A 15,667-nucleotide genomic window follows, 5' to 3' on the forward strand; every position below is an offset into this window, starting at 1 on the left:
AAATTTAGAATAAAACATTTATGAAATAGTTGCCAGTCGCGAGCGGATCATTTCCGCTCTGGACCGGTCACGATCTTCCGCATTCATCGCATCCCCATAAGTCATTTGCAGGGAACCCGGCTGTGTCGTGACGAGCAATTCGTTCAGAACGAGGCCGTCAACTTCCGGAAGCAGGTCAAGATGAACGCCGAGCCGGATGTCGGACAACCGTTGAGCCGCTTCTTTCGAATCGATAATGATCGCCTGCGAGAGAATGCCGTACGATCGCCGTATCCTGTCCTCCACGCGCAGCCGGGACTCGGATAATAGCTTACTCCGGGCCGAGCGCTCATGTTCGATCATTTGCCTTGCAACCTGGAATAAATTTTCAATAATCTCCTGTTCCGACTGCCCGAGCGTAATCTGATTCGACACCTGGAACAGGTTGCCCGTCGCTTCGCTGCCTTCGCCGTACAGTCCTCGTACCGCAAGACCGACTTGCGTGACGGCAGACAAAATCCGGTTGATCTGCCCCGTCATGACGAGAGCGGGTAGATGCATCATTACGGAAGCCCGAATGCCGGTGCCGACGTTCGTCGGGCAACTCGTTAAGTAACCATGCTTCTCGTCAAAAGCATAATCGACCTGCTCCTCGAAAATATCGTCGATTTTACTGGCAGAATCCCATGCTTCGCGGATCTGGAACCCGGAGCCAAGGCATTGAATGCGAAGATGATCTTCCTCATTAATCATGACGCTGACGTCCTCATGCGGACTAAGGATCAGCGCTCCGTTGCGCGATTCGTTCGCAAGGTTCGGGCTGATCAGATGCTTCTCGACAAGTACAAGCTTCTCAAGCTCAGTCAACTCGCTCAGTTTGATCTGCTCGATCTTGCCCAAACCGTTCAGCCGCCCGTTATCTGCAACTGCGAGCAACTGCTCCATCGCGGAGTTCGATTGCTCGGGATTCGCCATCAGCGGGAACGGCAAGTTCCGGATATTACGGGCAATACGGACCCTGCTGCTGATGACAACATCGGAATCAGGCCCCGTTCCGTTCATCCACTGGCTTAACGCCGTCGTTACGTGTTTTCGTTTCGGCATCTTTCGTTCCCGCCCTTCAGCCGCTCATTTCTTTCTCAAGCTCGCGAATCCGATCCCGCAATTGCGCCGCTGTTTCGAAATCCTCCCGTTCAATCCGGCTTACCATTTCCTTCTTCAGCCGATCGATCTCCCGTTTGGTCTTCAACTTGCCTCCGGCCCGCTTCGGTACTTTGCCGACATGTACGGTGTTACCGTGCACTCTCTTCAATAGCGGATCAAGCCGTTCGGAAAATTGCTTGTAACAATGACTGCAGCCGAACCGGCCGATTTTGCTGAATTGAGCGTATGTCATGCCGCACGTCTCGCATTTCACCGTCGGCTGGGGTTTAGCGACAGATCCGGCGGACATCGTCTCAAAGTCGAGTAAGCCCGACAGCAAGTTATGGATGGAAAATCCGCTGGAAGTGCCGGGGATGAGCTCCCCTTTTTCCCTGGCGCACGACTCGCAAATGTGCAGTTCGGCCTTCTCTCCGTTCACGATTTTCGTAAAATGAAGCGTGGCCGGCCGTTCGCCGCATTCCTGGCATTGCATCGGTTGATCCGCCTCCTTTCGAAAGTCCATTGCCTATTTGCCAAGAAGGGCAACAAGTATTGCTTTCACGAGCTTGGCGCGTATTTCGTCCCTTAGCGGAAGCTTCAGCGTCAGCACCTCTCGGGATACTGCCGCCTTCAGCAAGATCGCCTCCCGCGGGGTAATAAACTGGGCCTGCTCTAGCTGGTAGAACAGCCCTTCCGCGGCGGTTTGGTCAATCTGATCGCCGACCGTTTGCTGGATATGATGCTGTACCGTCTCAAGAGAAGGCAAGTCAACCCGTTGAATCCGGATGTATCCGCCGCCCCCACGCTTGCTTTCCACGAGATACCCTTTCTCCATGGTGAATCGGGTGCTGATGACGTAATTGATCTGCGACGGCACGCAACTGAACTTGTCAGCTAAATCGCTGCGCTGAATTTCGACGGACCCTTCGGAACTGTTATGCAAAATCTGCTTTAGGTAGTGTTCGATAAGATCGGTAATGTTACGCAAGATTTTTCTAACCTCCGATCCGTTTCTGACTTTGACTTTCTTTGACTATAATCTCATTATACGCCGTTTTCTGAAAAATGCAAACGTTGTTCGCTACTGATTTGCGTCTTTGTCTTGTTGTAAAAAAGGCATCTGTTTCAAGACTTTTCCCACGGCTGGGATTTTTAATTGCACAAACGGCATTTGTTTTCTTCACTTGGCCGGTTTTGATGCAAATAGGCCGAAATAAATGACTTTCTTGCAATTGATTTCCCAAAATTCAGGAAAACGCTGAAATGAGTTGTATGCTTTACACTTAGACGACTAGACGGCACTTCGCTTCTTTTGGATACCGGGTGGCCAAATTCTCCGCAAAACTTATATCGTGAGCACAAAACAAGGGCTGCCCCTTAGTCACTTTCATGACTTATGGGGCAGCCCCTTCTGTATATGCTTGAAGCAAGGAATAACTCGCCATCGATCGGGCATAGTTGCTGCCGCATTCGATCTCGTTCCACGGATTGCGTTTCTCGCCGTCGTAACGATCCCGAATTGCTTGCACGATCGACAATCCCTCTTCGACGAATCCTTCTTGAATCATATGAGAGGCCGCCTGATACTCGAAGCCCGTCATCGTCTCCGAATTATAAGTGAGCGGAATCGCGGGCTTGTACGTCCCTTCCGGCCATGTGCAGATCACGAGGCCGCCCTCGTCGTTCAGCTAATACAACCGCCAGGTATTCGCTTCACCGCGCATGCTGGCCTTGAAATTATGCCGGTACAAGGCGCCCAAAGCCGAACGAGTCTGTTCTCTATCAAAAACCTCGCCGATTCCGCATAAATTCGCATGCCACTGAGCGAGAACTTGATCGATGGCGCAGCCGCCCGCGATCTGATACTTGATTTCGCCCAATTCCTTGTTCCAGAAGGTATTACAGGTGTCCTCATCGAATTGCTCCAGCAAAGATTTGTCCGTCAAATCCACTTGTTGGACGTAGTATTCGCCGTTAAAGAGATATTCGTCGACCCATTTCTTACCTTTGCGGAAAATGCTTTCGAACTCCTCCGAAGTCTCTCCTTCTCCTAGGTAATCAGCCATTTCGGCCCCAGCCTTGAGGGCGGCCAGATAAAAGCCGTTTAACCACGAATTCGGGCCGAACAGTTCCATATCCAACGTGTGATGCTGTCGCCCAGTGAGAACGCCCGTCTTTCCCGGATCCCACCGATCTTCGTTGCTGTCTGACCATGCATAGCTTATAGACCTCTTAATCGCCGGCCAGACCGATTTCAACCATTCCGTGTCGCCTGATATTTTCCAATCCCGATAAGCTTTAATGACGCCGCCAAATTGACCATCCGCGCAAACGCAGTCCATTCTTTCCCGTCCGATCGGCAGCATCAACCGAAACGCCATTTTGCCGTCGTCCCGTTGGTTGTATTTGAAATCCAAGTCGCGCATGCTGCGTTCGAGACGGGGGAACAAGAACGGAACCGCATATGCGTAATTCCACACGTGCGTGCAAGACCCCTCGCAGCAGCCTACATCCTCGATACAGCCTTCGAAACCGTACAAGGATCCGTCAGTCAGACGTAGCACCGTCGGCGATTTGAGCACGGACAAGTTCGCGGATACCGCCTCCTTAACCACTTCCGGCACAGTGGAGGAAAATAATGCTTCTTTGAATGCAAGCGTATCTTCAAGCAATCGATCCCAATGAGCTAGAGCGTACTTTGATTAAACTGCGCATTCAACATGCTGCGGAACTGTTAAGAGATGGCGTATCCTTGCAGAAAACGAGCGAATATTGCGGATTCGCCGACATTCATCATTTTTCCAAGACATTTAAGTCCGAAATGGGCATCGCGCCGGGACACTACAAGAGAACCTCCGCCTCCGACATGGCCCCGAACTGACATCCCTCGCACGCCAAAAAGCGCCCGCAGCCGAGCGCTTCATACGTTCCATAACTTCTCCAGCCTCTCTCGCATCGCTCGCCCCGACGCCTCCGGCGAGAACGATTCGCGTATCGTCTCCCGTCCTCTTCGCGCGATGGCTGTCCGCCACTCATCGTCATAGACGACTCGTTTCATCAGATGCGCCGCATGTTCGATGTCCGGCTCCGCCCAAAGCTGATGCGCCTTATAAGGCCCGAAATCCTGACCGACCCGGACAAGACGATGGCGAACCGCCCCGCTATTATCCGGCGTCATAAAATCGGTATTGCCCGACCAGTTCGTTCCGATGACGGGTTTGCCCATGATCATCGCTTCTGCGAGCGGTAAGCCAAACCCTTCCGACCGATGCAGCGACACATAACAATCGCAGCAACGCATCAACTGCTGCACGTCGTCCCGACTCATGACGCGGTCGATAATCCGCACGTGCGGCAGCCCTGCCGCCTCCCGCTTCAGATTATCGATCTCTGCCCGCTGCGGATTGTTCATTTTGATAACGAGCCCAGCAGGAATCCCGTAACGAACGACCGCCGCGCGGTAAGCCGCCAAGACGGCTTGCGGGTTTTTGCGCGCGGAGTAGCTGTATGTGTCGTACATGCACAGGAACAGAAACTTTCGCTCCGGCAAGCCGAACCGCGCACGCTCAGCCAGAACCGGCTCCGGTTCGCGAACGCCGTGCGGAATCGTCGCAACCGGAACCGGAGACTTGTCGGCGACGCTTCGTCGGATAAATTCTGTCGGCACCCATACCTCATTCAGGTGGCGGAACCCTTCCGCATACAACGCGGGAAATTCCGGCAGCTCCCAATGCCAATAACCGATATTGACGCGCCCCGCGAACCATTGCTCTCCGAGCTCCGCATAAGCGACAGGCATCTGGTCCGCGTTAATATGGAACAGGTTAACGGCGTACTCCGGCTTATTCGTCTCCCGATGCGCCCATGATCGGTCTTCGCTGCGCGACATGTTGCCCCCAGCGAAATTCAATATTGCGAACGGAATGTCGCAAGCTTCCAACGCGCGGGCCGCCAGCCGGCACGACTCGCCGATGCCCATCTCGTAACGAGCGTATCCGATCAGATTAACGCCGCGCGCCATGCCTGCTCCCGTGCCGGTGCCGGTGCCTGCGCCCGTATCCACGCCCGCGCCTTCTTCAATCGCCATCCGTCCTCACTCTCCTATCCGCCCATCGAATCCAGAACAGGATTCCACACGATCGGATCGACGCCGTATTCCATCGGGACGAACGTCCGCGCCCATGTCATCAAGCCGTGCCTGCTTCCGCCTGTCGGATCAGGGAACAGTCGTTGCAGGTCGACGCGGATATCGTAAATTTCCTTCAGCAAGCGCGGAATTCGGCCGCTCAAGCTCATCGGCGCAAACAACCACAAGTAAAAACCGTGAGGCGTCAACGTGGAGAAAGGATTACCGAACACTTGCGACGCTCCTATCTTCCGGTACACTTCCCTTGCAATCGCAGGAATGACGATTCCGTTATCGAAATAATGGTACGCATACCGCCAGCCCGCCGTCTTCGCGTATCCGTTCAACGTCAATCGCGCGAGATAGTCCCGGAACAAGCCGAGCAAGTCAGGCGCATGCCGCCATTGAAACCTCGTCTGATGCTTCGAGATGACGGACAAGTCTGCCGAGAATCCGCTGAAGTGATAGAAGGTCAGCGGACGTCCTCCGACTTCGTACATTCCGCCGTTGTTGACGATCGGCCTCTCGTGCAGATTCCAATAGGCAGCATTGTAGCCGGGATCCTTCCATATCCGTACACTCTCGTACATCGCCGGTACGAGATCCATCCACCGCTGGTCGACGTGGTATCCCTTGGCCGGGTCCATCAGACAATACCGAAGCAGCCGCTCTTTCCACCAACGCAGCATACGGAACGTCTCGTCTTTGCGGGTGACCGCGATAAACCCGAGATTGTACACGCCCGACTTCAACAGATCGATCTCTTCCGGCTTCTGCCCGTCATCGGGCAGCGGTGTCAAAATATGTGGCGTCAGCACAATCGTATACTCAGGCAACTCTTGAAAAAAGTCGTCCATCCGCTGCGTGATCAGAATGTCGGGATCGAAGTAGACGACATGCTCTTCGCCTCGCACGGACAACAAATATTCAAGCAGGAACGGCTTAACCGCTGTGCTGAACTCCGTAATGCCGTATTGAAAACGAAGCGAAGGCCACTCGGGCAAGCCGATGTCCTTCAAATGCACCCACTCGAAATCTTTCTCGTGGCCATCCAGTAATCCTTCGCTCTCATCCGCCAGCAGCACGTACGCTTTGCCGTTCGGATGGTGCTCGAGGAACGACTGGACGAGCGTCCGCGCGAACGCGATGTAGTTTTTGGCGATGATCGTGCACATCGTGTACATAGTCGGTCGTTCCCCCTTAGCAGTCGTTCCTTAAGGCTGCGCTCGCCAATATTCGATCAGGTCTTCCATCGTCTTCTCGAATGGAATTTCGGGCGCCCATCCGGTCGCTTCGTTGAATTTGCGGTAGTCGCCGAGCAGAATTTCCACATCCGAAGGGCGCAAGCGGGCAGGGTCCGTTTTCACTTCGATTTTCACTTCGCTGAATGATAGCAACAGAGCCAGCACTTCCGAGATCGTATAACATTTGCCCGAAGCGATGTTGTAGTTTTCCCCGGGTTTTCCTTTCTCGAGCGCGAGCCAATAGCCGCGTACGACGTCGCGCACGTCGGTGAAGTCCCGCTTCGCGTCGAGATTGCCGACGTAGATGACGGGCGGCTTCTTGCCTTTCTCGATGTCGACGATCTGCTTGGCGAAGTTCGAAGTGACGAAGTTCTCTCCGCGTCTCGGCCCGGTATGGTTAAACGTAATCGTACGAACGACATGAAGACCGTAGCTCTTATGATATTGATAGCCCAAGTAATCTTGAGCGACTTTGCTGATCGCGTAAGGGCTGAGCGGGCGGAGCGGGTTCGTCTCTCGAATCGGCGTCTCGTCCGGCTCAACTTGGCCGTATTCTTCGCTGGAGCAAGCAATCTGAATTCGCGTACCAAGTCCGAAACGTCTGATGGCTTCGAACAGGTTTACCTCTCCGGCGACGTTATTGTGAATCGTATCGATCGGCGAATTCCAGGAGGTGGGCACGAAACTTTGCGCAGCCAGATGGAAAATGAGGTCGGGTTGCTCCGTCCCGATCAAGCTTTCCACCGAGAACGGATCGCGCAGCTCGCATTCGGCCAAACGAATGTCTTTCAGCAGATGAGCAATGTGGTCCATGCGGCTGCGGTTGCGGATCGTGCCGACGACTTCCACGCCTTCGCGCAGCAGAAATTCGGCCATATGGCTGCCTACGAATCCGGATATCCCCGTTACGAGCGCCTTCACTTTTAGCCGACGCCTCCTTCTTTTTTTTCAACTTGCTGAACGATCGCTTTCAAATAAGGCTCTTTCGACTTATGACAAATGAGCAAACCTTCGGCCGTAGACACGATGATCAAATCCTCCGCACCGATCACGATCGCCCTGCGCCCTTCGGCGAAAATAATATTGCGAGTAGACTCGAACGCATGAACCGCACCTTGCACAATGTTCCCGTCCGAGTCCGCATCTTCTTCCTTCACCCGCTCAAGCGACGACCAACTGCCGAGGTCCTCCCACTCGTAGCGGAACGGAATCGTGTACAGATTGCGCGCTTTCTCCAAAATCGCATAATCGACCGAAAGCTTGGGCAGATCGCCGTACACCTTCTCTGGATGACCGCCGGCCAACTCCAAACGGTGCCATAAATCGGGCTGATGCTCCTTCATCGCTTGCGCGATCGTGGAAGGCTTCCATACGATTATTCCGCCGTTCCAATACACATCCGATCTGGAGACGAGCTGCTGGGCGACTTCGAGCGGCGGCTTCTCGACGAACGAGACGACTTTCCGTGCTCCTTCCAACGTTTCCGATTCCGATGCGACGATGTAACCGTAGTTCGTCTCCGCCCTTGCGGGCACGATGCCAAGCGTTAATATGGCGCCTGCAGCATCGGCTACCGATTCCGCTTTCGCAAGCGCTTCGAATAAGGCAACAATGTTCGGCACGTGTTGATCGGAAGGCATCATGACGAGCGCCTCGTCGTCCCCTTCTCGGAGAAAATGAAGCGCCGACAGCGCCACGCACGGCCCGGTATCCCGCTGGACCGGCTCCGTAATGATCCGGTTTCCTTCCAGCTCCGGCAGCTGTTCGAACACGAGAGGCCGATAAGTGGCGGCGGTTACGACATACAGCTTCTCCGACGGCATAACTCCGGCCAATCTGCGGTATGTCGTCTGCAGCATCGTTTCCTCGGACGTTAACGCGAGAAATTGCTTCGGCTTCTCGTCCACGCTCCTCGGCCACAAGCGGCTCCCCTTTCCGCCTGCCATGATGACGATTTTCATAGATCAGATCCCCTTTGCTCGCTTCGACGGACCACTATCCAGGCACATCGACTGCCGCCGCAAATGTACCGTTTATTGTATGGCCTGCCCATCCGAACCGCATGGACGATTAACTAGCACAAGCCAAATAGGGTTGTTCGCCTAGGCAAGGGATCTCATTAGAGGATACCTAGCAACTGCCGGATTTTATCGCCGATGACAACCGGAGAATAGTTGAAGTGAACGTCGTACGCCGCCTTTTTCCCGATACGATCGCGCTTGACCCTGTCCATGTACACTTCTCTCATCGCTTTGCCGATGCTCTCTGCGCGAATGTCCGCCCACAGATGGCCCAAGTAATACTCCGGGCGGTCCCGTTGCAATTGGGCGTCCACCGGCACGAGTTGGCGCTCCGTCTTGATCAGGAAGCTGTTATCCTCGTTCATGAACTCCGTATAACCTCCCCAATCCAGACCAATCGTCGGTTTCCCGAGCGCCATCGCTTCCATCGCCGGCATGCCCCACCCCGCGCGGTCGATCGAGACGTAAGCATCGCAGCTTCGGTATAAATCGATCAGTTGCTGTTCGCCGAACGGCTCCACGATGACGACAATCTGCGAGCCTGTTCGATCGACCGGAATGTAAGATCTGATAACGGAAGCGACGTATTCCGGCTTGTAACCGCTATGGACATAAGCTTTCAGGACGAGCGAGACATCCTCATCGGCACGAAACTCACGGCAGAATGCCCTTACGAGCAGATCGATTCCTTTACGAAAATCGAAACCGAATACATATAGAAATGAAAAAGGACGCAACGGAGGCGAGAACGTAATTTGGTGATACGGACGGCCCGGATAAAATCTCGAGACGTCAATCGGATAGGGCACGACTTTAAGTTTGGACGGATGAACGCCGCTAGCTGCGAAGCTGGCGTAATTGAATGCGGTAGGCACCCAAATTTCGTCCATCGCATTGCATCTCCAAGACCAATCAGCGGGGACGCGGTCCGTCTCGAACAATGTCATGCCGATGCGTTTGACGACTCTCGTATCCGGTACAGGCAGTTGGAAGTGCGCAGGCACGCCATGAACGAGGCACACCGCCCTGTCCCCGATTTTGTCGGTGGACAGCCGCTGCAGCCATTGGACGGTATTCTCGCCGATCTCGTCCTGATGGTTGCCAGCGATTAACGGAGAGATGTACACCGGTATGTCCGCAGCCTCCAGCGCCTGCAGAAAGTTGCGGGATACGTTACCGTAACCGCCCATGTCGAATACGGGTCCGACCCAATACACTCCCGTACAGCTCATCCGATACCGACTCCTTTATACTCGCGTTACCGACAGTATATGAATGCCCCGTTCGCGCGGCATCTCCGTTTCGACCTATCTTCGCCTATCAAAGGCCACTACCCATGCCGATCCGCACGCGTCGCATATACTTCATTACGACTTTCTAGCGAAGGACTGAATATGGCCTATGGGATTCGCGGATATGCCGCTCCTGAACTATTTTCTGTACGATTGCCAGCCATTGCCGTACAACCAGCTCCCTTACGGCAATTGTTCGGAACGGACGATAGAGCTGCCGATCGCGATGCGTTATTTGCAAGAAACGATGACGGGGACGGACCGCCCTTATCTCGAGATCGGCAACGTGCTTGCCAACTATGAAGAGCTGTTGGCCAAGCAACCCACGCTCGCAAATCGCATCGTGCTCGACAAGTTTGAAGAAGCGCCAGGTGTCCTGAACGTCGATCTGATGGACTATGACACGAAGCATAAAACGATCCTCTGTCTGTCCACGGTCGAACATATCGGACAGCACGCCTATGGCGAGAACAAATCCGGCGACCGTGAAGCCCCGCTACGCGCGATCCGGCGTATCTACAATTTGCTGGAACCGGACGGTACCGCCTTGGTCACCGTTCCCTTCGGGCAATTGATGGACATCGGCTGGCTCATTCAATTCAGCGGCGAATACATGGACCTCCTCTTCGATAGCTATGGCGTTCCACGCGAAGCCGCGTCGTTCACGTATTTCCGCAAGCAGGACATGGACATTCATTTGAACACGCCCCGCCAAGCATGGATTCAATGCGAAAGAGCTGACATGGCCGAAGCGACATTCGACTCCCCTTTCATGTTCGCTAACGGCATCGCCGTTCTTCGGCTCCGCAAAATCGGCCAAGACGTCCACGAAACGGCTGCCCTCATGTCTCGAGACGATCTCGTTTATCGACCGGCAGCTGCAATACCGAACGTATATTTCACGCCTTTCGTTCGGCCGTTCGCTTTCGACAAGAACGGTTATTTTCCCGCGCACCGTTCCGGCTACGTTTTCTACGGCCATCCGGTCTCGTTGCCGCCGAACCGATACCGCCTGGAAGCAACGATCGAAATTTCCGGGAGCGGGAGCTTTAGTCTGGAATTAACGACGGCAAACGGCCGCAACACCATCTGGTCGCGCAAGCTGACAGGAAGCGAAACGTTGCAAGATGAGATATCAATCGACGGAGAAGCGATGGACGTCGAACTGCGTTGCTATAAACATAGCGCCTGGGCCTGTCATCTCCGGTTTCCGAAGCTGACGTTAACCGCCGTGTGACCGAATTTCGAAATTACCGAAGGAGGAAAACAGCTTGTTCGACTATCGGCCTCACGTCTACGTCGGGGATCATACGGTGCTGATGGACTTGAACGCCGGCCCTGCTATGTTTCTCGATCTTCGAGATCCAGTGTGCATGGCCATCTATTTGACTGGTTCATGGGAACCTTGGATCAGCGACTCCTTTCAGAGTGTCATTAAACCCGGCATGACAGTGCTCGACATCGGTGCCCATAGCGGCTATTTCACTCTACTGGCCGCCCAGAAAACAGGTCCGACCGGTAAAGTTCACGCCTTCGAGCCGAATCCTTTTCATCATCGCAATCTTCTGAAAAGCGCCGGCGTGAACAATTACCCCCAAGTCAGACTTCATCGCGTCATGCTCGGGGATAAGAATGAGAACGCCGCAATCGAAACACAGGGAGAAGGCGGTTCAAGCATTCTTTATCCAAGCTTGAGCGAGTTGAACGGCGTTACGAAGACGGAAGTCCGGAAAGCGGTGCTCACCGACCTGCTCGGCGCCGACAGAAAAGTCGACGTCATCAAGATCGATATCGACGGCGGAGAACCTTTTATTATGGACAGTCTCTTCGAAGTCATCGATGCCAATCGCCAACTGGTCATTTTCATGGAATATTTACCTTTGTTATGGGGCGGGCGGGACCCTCGTCCAATCATGAAGCGGTTCTATGACAACGGCTTTCAAGTATTTAACATTCCAATGGACAGCTCGGGCGCTTATCCGGTCACGCTTGACCAATTGGCCGCACATACGGGCCATCTTCATTGGGATTTGCTGCTCGTTCGTCATTATTGAGGGGTTATGCAATAAGACAAAGAAGAGGCTGCTGGCGACGGCCTCTTCTTTTGCGTTATTTTTATTGCGGCTTCTCGATAATTAATCCAATCGAAGTCGAGACGAACTGACCGAGCATAAGCCGAAGATGAACGGGGTTGTTGTAAGGCGGCAAATCGACGTACGATTCGAAAGGTCCTGCGCCAGCCGTATAATCGATCGTAATGCGATAACCTTCCCGCCTCAATTCGTCCGCCATCGCCTCAATGTCTTTTCTACGATAGATGACCAGAATCGGCATTTCCAGCGTCTCTTCGTTCGAAGTGAGGTTAAACTCCGTCGTATGGACGGCGACCCCTCCGGGTCTCAAACATTTCATCTGATTCACGATAAAACGTTTCCCGAGTTCGATCGAGCCCAGATGTTCGAAGCTGCACGAAGACCAAGTAAAATCGAACTGCCCAGTGAATTTGTCGCTAATTCGGTTCATATCCGCCGTCTCGTAAGACACGAGGTTGGCAAACTGATGCGGGTCGCATAAGCCCTTCCCATTCAGATCGGCTAACGTATTCGCATGCTGATTCGTATCGACCCACCCTTGCGTCTTGGCGTTATCTACGTCCAGGTCCGTTGCTACAATCTCGGTGCCTTGCGCGGCAAACGCCGCGGCCAGCGGCTCTTTACCGACGCCGAATCCCAGCCCCTTCCTGAATGGCAGCAGCATGTCGCGCTCACGTAGCGCCTCATAAATGTAGCACCATTCCCATAGTTTGCGATGAAACCGCATGTTCTCGCGCAATTTGGTACATGCGTGGGTAAACCACGGCATCGTAAAATCTTGTTCCCGGCACAGCTGAGATTGCAGCAAATAAGTTCCCCCCTGATTACGATCGGCGGACATGCGGGACTCCGTCGGCGCTATCCTGAACGTGCCATTGCACTGTCGGCACATCACCCGTATAGTGGCTCCGCACGACCGCCTCATAGATCGCATCGGCGAACGCAGCATCCGTATGCGCACCGTCAAGCGCGAATGCCTCGATCGATCGCTTTGACATCGCTTCTCTGACTTCCTTGCCCCCAGCCCCCCCGGCACAAAGAGCTCGGATCGCTTCTTTCAGCTCCGTCTTCGCGGCTTCCATCCCGCTGGTGGAAACTTTCGTAACTACTCCTTGCGCCAATCCTTCAAACGCCGGGACATCATACACGATCGTCGGGATGCCGCTTGCGACCAGTTCGTAGACAGCGTATGGAGACGATCTCAACTCGGGATCTTCCAGCATAATCGCAACGTTCGTACGCTTCAGCCAATGTTCGTACCGGCTCGGAGTAAGATTGCTCAGCGCCTCCGTCTTTTTCGTCAAGCCGAAGTTTTGAACGGTGATCTTGAATTCTTCAAGCTGCTCGGGGGAAAATTGGCCGATGATTCGATACTTAAAGCGGAGCCCCTCCTCCGCCAGCTCCTTCAAGCATTCCAGAAGGAACGGGGCATAGAGACGACCGCCTTGAGTAACGAAACTTGTCAAGTTGAGCGGACTTCCGTACAATCGCGGAGCAGAGACGATTGGCGGGGCGGGGATCGGCGCGTCTACGACGATCGGGTACCCCAATGAAGTAAGCCGATCACTTGCTCCACGACCATGAACAACGATTGCTTTCGATTGATGGACATAATGACGGATAATCGGCACGATCTTCCTGTCTATTTCTCCGCTTAAAATGCGATCCATTGCTTGCTCTGCGATCAAACCAAATTCATTTTGCATGATGCGAAAATAGGGCACTATTGCGTTCCGCCCGATGGTCGTCCTCCAAGCGAGCGGATGAAGATTGGCATCTCCAAGTACGACGATACCCGGTCGCTCCCACATGTATGCGAGGTACGGAATGATGAACTCGTATGCGCGATCGTTGCCGAGCTCGTAGATCACGATGTCGTATTTGTCTTTCATCGATTCAAACGTCTCATGCGAATATGTCGTTAGCGTGTAATCCTGATCTTTGCTCTTCGAATGTTGTTCCGTCTTCTCTACGTAAACGTCGATCTCACAACGATCAGACAAATACGGAGCCGCCGAGTGTAATGCACCATATCTCCCTGGGTGGCATGGATGCTTCGCTGCAAATACGGCGATTCGGTGCCGGAGCGACGTTTCGTACCCTTCCAGCACCTTGTCGGCTACCGATTCCCACGTAAACTGACGGGATTGCTTCAACCCTTTGCGTCGAAGATCGGCTAATCGCTCCGGATTTCCAAGCGTCGCGACGATACCTTCCGCGATCGATGATGAACTCTCCGGGTCAACCAAGTAGGCCGCATCTCCGCTAATCTCCCCGAGAGAGGAATTGTTGGACGTCAGCACAGGCGTTCCGCAAGCCATCGCTTCTATGATCGGAAGCCCGAACCCCTCGTACAAGGAAGGGAATGCAAACAATTCCGCCCCATTGTACAGCTCGACCAGATCGACGTCCGGCACGTATCCAGTCACGACGAGGCTCGTGGCATCCCCAAGGGCGGCAGCTTGGGCAAGCATGTGCCGCTTCTCATCTTCCGTCGACTTGTAGACGATGACGAGTTGGTAACGTTCACTGAACGTACGATTCGCTGCGATGAACGCTTCGATTAGCCGGGAAATGTTTTTGCGCGGATCGTCGCCTCCCGTACAGAGAACATACGGTTTAGCGATTGCGTAACGCCGTTTCACTTCTTCGGTATTAGGTTCGGAGAGCGGCTTGAACTTCGGATCATACCCCCCCATAACAACTTTGATTTTATCCGGGTCCATTCCAGCCAGTCGTACTGCATCTTGCTTTGTCGTCTCGGATATCGCGTAGATGATATCGCACGAACGGATCATCTCGATTACCCGCATATAGATCGGACGGACGTAGTCGTTCATATACTGCTTCTCGAGAACGAGCGGGATAACGTCGTACAATGTGGCGGCTACTCGCGTGTAGCCGAACCAGGCCTTGTTGAGCATTGCATCGCTGTACGCTTGAAAAAGGTGGCCCGGTAAATGGAACAGGTTAAAGGGGCTTGTCATATGGTAGACGTCGATTCTGTTGCGAAGCAAAAATTGCTGGAGTTGGTTTTTCAAATGTTCGGAGCCTTTGCTGATGTCCGGGTAGAAGTAGAAGTACGAGTGGGCATTGTCCTGCTTCAGGATCGCCTCGATCATATTTTGCGAATAGCGGCCGATGCCGCGTTTCATCGCGTCCGTCTTAGCGAAAAACATATCGAAAGCTATGTTCATCGGTTCACCGCCATTTGCCTCAGACTTCATTCACATGGTTATAGTATGGCGGGTTCGTTCCTGCGCATGGGCCACCGCCGCCGTCCGGCAAAAAGGGCGGGCCGCTGCGGAGAGGCTGTCCCGCGAACGGCGGGGAACGGTCGGAGCTCGGTTAGTTGGCGAGATAGTGCGTGAACGTTAGTAACTTGGTGCTCGGAGCTCGGTTAGCGGGCGAAATAATGCGTGAACGTAAGTAACTTGGTGCTCGGAGTCCGGTTAGTTGGCGAGATAGTGCGTGCGAGTAAGTAATTCGGTGCTCGAAGCCTGTTTAGTGAGCAAGATGGAGTTTGTTGTTGGTGAGGAGGTGGGTTCATCCGAGAGTTGTGGTGCGCTTCATGGAAAAGTCCAGTTATTTGGCTTCTCTCGTACCCGAGTCGAGCATGTTAATGGATATGTACAGTAATTCCGGGGTTGCAGGCAGCGATACCCACTCAATCTCCACAGCCCCCTAATTAAGTTGGAGTCCTCCACCATGAAAATGTACACTTAATACATGAGGAGGACGAACTCAATGGGAAAAATGTCTGAACAGA

The 15,667-nt window shown here is 53.7% G+C and carries 15 protein-coding genes; 3 read left to right on the forward strand and 12 right to left on the reverse strand.

Translation table 11 applies throughout. The features are described from left to right. Positions 1–18 precede the first annotated feature (18 nt). The 5 genes from ACFPOF_RS02755 to ACFPOF_RS02775 all read right to left on the reverse strand — a co-directional run bounded on the left by ACFPOF_RS02755 (position 19) and on the right by ACFPOF_RS02775 (position 3,794). Complete coding sequence (locus tag ACFPOF_RS02755) at positions 19–1,083, reverse strand: protein arginine kinase (protein ID WP_378129395.1); 1,065 nt, start codon at positions 1,081–1,083, stop codon at positions 19–21. A 16-nt stretch (positions 1,084–1,099) separates the two neighbouring features. Then, positions 1,100–1,615 carry a UvrB/UvrC motif-containing protein gene (locus ACFPOF_RS02760; protein WP_378129397.1) on the reverse strand — a complete coding sequence of 172 codons (516 nt, stop codon included), beginning with the start codon at positions 1,613–1,615 and terminating at the stop codon, positions 1,100–1,102. 33 nt (positions 1,616–1,648) lie between these two features. Beyond that, positions 1,649–2,110 carry a CtsR family transcriptional regulator gene (locus tag ACFPOF_RS02765; RefSeq protein ID WP_378129399.1) on the reverse strand — a complete coding sequence of 154 codons (462 nt, stop codon included), beginning with the start codon at positions 2,108–2,110 and terminating at the stop codon, positions 1,649–1,651. A 406-nt stretch (positions 2,111–2,516) separates the two neighbouring features. Further along, on the reverse strand, positions 2,517–2,789 hold the full coding sequence (locus ACFPOF_RS02770; RefSeq protein WP_378129401.1) for a hypothetical protein: 273 nt from the start codon (positions 2,787–2,789) through the stop codon (positions 2,517–2,519). Positions 2,790–2,810: 21 nt separating this feature from the next. Continuing rightward, positions 2,811–3,794, reverse strand: coding sequence for a GH116 family glycosyl hydrolase (locus tag ACFPOF_RS02775; protein WP_378129403.1), 984 nt, complete (start codon positions 3,792–3,794; stop codon positions 2,811–2,813). Between ACFPOF_RS02775 and ACFPOF_RS02780 the strand changes: the two genes are divergently transcribed. Next, the gene (locus tag ACFPOF_RS02780) at positions 3,773–4,003 is read left to right on the forward strand and encodes a helix-turn-helix domain-containing protein (protein ID WP_378129405.1); all 231 of its coding nucleotides are present in this window, start codon (positions 3,773–3,775) and stop codon (positions 4,001–4,003) included. The two genes, ACFPOF_RS02775 and ACFPOF_RS02780, sit on opposite strands and share 22 nt — an antisense overlap. A 39-nt stretch (positions 4,004–4,042) precedes the next feature. Here ACFPOF_RS02780 and ACFPOF_RS02785 read toward each other — a convergent pair whose 3' ends face one another. The 5 genes from ACFPOF_RS02785 to ACFPOF_RS02805 form a co-directional block, all read right to left on the reverse strand. Next, complete coding sequence (locus ACFPOF_RS02785) at positions 4,043–5,209, reverse strand: glycosyltransferase family 4 protein (RefSeq protein WP_378129407.1); 1,167 nt, start codon at positions 5,207–5,209, stop codon at positions 4,043–4,045. 14 nt (positions 5,210–5,223) lie between these two features. Further along, positions 5,224–6,432, reverse strand: a complete 1,209-nt coding sequence (locus ACFPOF_RS02790; protein ID WP_378129409.1) for a hypothetical protein — start codon at positions 6,430–6,432, stop codon at positions 5,224–5,226. Positions 6,433–6,462: 30 nt separating this feature from the next. Next, the gene (locus ACFPOF_RS02795; RefSeq protein WP_378129411.1) at positions 6,463–7,413 is read right to left on the reverse strand and encodes a GDP-mannose 4,6-dehydratase; all 951 of its coding nucleotides are present in this window, start codon (positions 7,411–7,413) and stop codon (positions 6,463–6,465) included. Between the two features lie 2 nt (positions 7,414–7,415). Continuing rightward, positions 7,416–8,453, reverse strand: a complete 1,038-nt coding sequence (locus ACFPOF_RS02800) for a mannose-1-phosphate guanylyltransferase (protein ID WP_378129412.1) — start codon at positions 8,451–8,453, stop codon at positions 7,416–7,418. 158 nt (positions 8,454–8,611) lie between these two features. Next, positions 8,612–9,745, reverse strand: coding sequence for a glycosyltransferase (locus tag ACFPOF_RS02805; RefSeq protein ID WP_378129414.1), 1,134 nt, complete (start codon positions 9,743–9,745; stop codon positions 8,612–8,614). A 169-nt stretch (positions 9,746–9,914) separates the two neighbouring features. Between ACFPOF_RS02805 and ACFPOF_RS02810 the strand changes: the two genes are divergently transcribed. Both ACFPOF_RS02810 and ACFPOF_RS02815 read left to right on the forward strand, forming a co-directional pair. Further along, complete coding sequence (locus ACFPOF_RS02810; protein WP_378129416.1) at positions 9,915–11,042, forward strand: hypothetical protein; 1,128 nt, start codon at positions 9,915–9,917, stop codon at positions 11,040–11,042. Positions 11,043–11,076: 34 nt separating this feature from the next. Then, positions 11,077–11,859 carry an FkbM family methyltransferase gene (locus tag ACFPOF_RS02815; protein WP_378129418.1) on the forward strand — a complete coding sequence of 261 codons (783 nt, stop codon included), beginning with the start codon at positions 11,077–11,079 and terminating at the stop codon, positions 11,857–11,859. A 61-nt stretch (positions 11,860–11,920) separates the two neighbouring features. Here ACFPOF_RS02815 and ACFPOF_RS02820 read toward each other — a convergent pair whose 3' ends face one another. Both ACFPOF_RS02820 and ACFPOF_RS02825 read right to left on the reverse strand, forming a co-directional pair. Next, positions 11,921–12,706 (reverse strand): methyltransferase domain-containing protein, encoded by a 786-nt coding sequence (locus ACFPOF_RS02820; RefSeq protein ID WP_378129420.1) that lies wholly within the window; start codon positions 12,704–12,706, stop codon positions 11,921–11,923. Positions 12,707–12,722: 16 nt separating this feature from the next. Continuing rightward, positions 12,723–15,095, reverse strand: coding sequence for a glycosyltransferase family 4 protein (locus ACFPOF_RS02825; RefSeq protein ID WP_378129422.1), 2,373 nt, complete (start codon positions 15,093–15,095; stop codon positions 12,723–12,725). Positions 15,096–15,667: the final 572 nt, after the last annotated feature.

The sequence above is a fragment of the Cohnella soli genome, from assembly GCF_042655525.1.
GTDB lineage: Bacteria > Bacillota > Bacilli > Paenibacillales > Paenibacillaceae > Cohnella > Cohnella soli.

Excerpts from the sequence above, each read along its gene's own strand:
- ACFPOF_RS02790 (WP_378129409.1), bottom strand. The coding sequence starts at position 6,432 with ATGTACACGATGTGCACGATCATCGCCAAAAACTACATCGCGTTCGCG.
- ACFPOF_RS02760 (WP_378129397.1), bottom strand. The coding sequence starts at position 1,615 with ATGCAATGCCAGGAATGCGGCGAACGGCCGGCCACGCTTCATTTTACG.
- ACFPOF_RS02810 (WP_378129416.1), top strand. The coding sequence starts at position 9,915 with ATGGGATTCGCGGATATGCCGCTCCTGAACTATTTTCTGTACGATTGC.
- ACFPOF_RS02755 (WP_378129395.1), bottom strand. The coding sequence starts at position 1,083 with ATGCCGAAACGAAAACACGTAACGACGGCGTTAAGCCAGTGGATGAAC.
- ACFPOF_RS02800 (WP_378129412.1), bottom strand. The coding sequence starts at position 8,453 with ATGAAAATCGTCATCATGGCAGGCGGAAAGGGGAGCCGCTTGTGGCCG.
- ACFPOF_RS02785 (WP_378129407.1), bottom strand. The coding sequence starts at position 5,209 with ATGGCGATTGAAGAAGGCGCGGGCGTGGATACGGGCGCAGGCACCGGC.
- ACFPOF_RS02805 (WP_378129414.1), bottom strand. The coding sequence starts at position 9,745 with ATGAGCTGTACGGGAGTGTATTGGGTCGGACCCGTATTCGACATGGGC.
- ACFPOF_RS02780 (WP_378129405.1), top strand. The coding sequence starts at position 3,773 with ATGCAAGCGTATCTTCAAGCAATCGATCCCAATGAGCTAGAGCGTACT.
- ACFPOF_RS02825 (WP_378129422.1), bottom strand. The coding sequence starts at position 15,095 with ATGAACATAGCTTTCGATATGTTTTTCGCTAAGACGGACGCGATGAAA.